Genomic DNA, 1,219 nt, shown 5'->3' with positions numbered 1-1,219 from the left:
CTGATGCGAATAATGCGGAACATAAGGTTCAATTCGGCACTTCTGGTCACCGTGGCACAGCAGACAAGCAAACTTTTAATGAAAACCACATTCTTGCTATCGCACAAGCAGTTGCAGAAGTACGTGCCAAGCAGGGGACTACAGGGCCGTTGTTTGTGGGCAAAGATACCCACGCGTTGTCAGAACCTGCGTTTTCAAGCGTAATCGAAGTTTTGATTGCGAATGGTGTAAAAGTCATCGTACAGCAGGATAATGGCTACACACCAACACCTGGCATTTCTCACGCTATCTTAACTTACAATCTAAAGCATGATGAGAAAGCGGATGGCATCGTTATCACACCGTCTCATAATCCACCACAAGATGGCGGTATTAAGTACAATCCAACACATGGTGGTCCAGCAGAAGCTGAATTGACTCAAGCGATTGAAGATCGTTCGAACGAGATCATTGCTGGTGGCCTAAAAGATGTGAAGCGTCTAGCGCTAGCAGAAGCGAAAGCATCTGAGCTATTCGTAGAGATGGATTTGGTGAAGCCTTACATCGATGACTTAGTAAATGTTATCGATATGGAAGCGATTCAGAAATCGAAGTTGAAAATTGGTGTTGATCCACTAGGTGGTAGCGGCATCGATTACTGGCGTCAAATCGGCAAAGCGTACAACTTAGATCTAACGTTAGTCAGTGAAGCCATCGACCCATCATTCCAGTTCATGTCGCTTGATAAGGACGGCGTGGTTCGTATGGACTGTTCTTCTCCATACGCAATGGCTGGTCTGCTAGCCCTGAAAGATGAATACGATCTTGCGTTTGGTAACGACCCAGACTATGACCGTCATGGTATCGTGACGCCGAAAGGTTTGATGAACCCGAACCATTTCTTAGCGGTTTGTATCGACTACCTATACCGTCATCGTGAGGCGTGGGGTAAAGATGTTGCTGTTGGTAAGACGCTGGTTTCAAGTGCACTTATTGACCGAGTAGTAGCCGATTTGGGTCGTGAATTGTGTGAAGTGCCTGTCGGCTTCAAGTGGTTTGTCGATGGCCTTTACACTGGCAAGTTTGGTTGTGGTGGTGAAGAGAGCGCTGGTGCCTCTTTCCTACGTAAAGATGGAACACCATGGTCAACAGACAAAGACGGCATCTTACTATGTTTGTTAGCGGCAGAGATTACTGCGGTAACGGGTAAAAACCCACAAGAGTACTACGAAGAGCTTGC

General features: G+C 46.7%; 1 protein-coding gene. It reads left to right on the top strand.

Going from position 1 to position 1,219, the window contains the following annotated elements; genetic code table 11:
* On the top strand, nucleotides 1–1,219 hold a 1,219-nt coding region (locus tag R7P69_RS24850; protein ID WP_318121773.1), incomplete at both ends, for a phosphoglucomutase, alpha-D-glucose phosphate-specific.

The organism is Vibrio sp. 661 (assembly GCF_033339315.1).
Classification (GTDB): domain Bacteria; phylum Pseudomonadota; class Gammaproteobacteria; order Enterobacterales; family Vibrionaceae; genus Vibrio; species Vibrio alginolyticus.
Note: the sequence above shows the minus strand (reverse complement) of the source record. Positions and strands in the feature narration are given on the sequence as shown.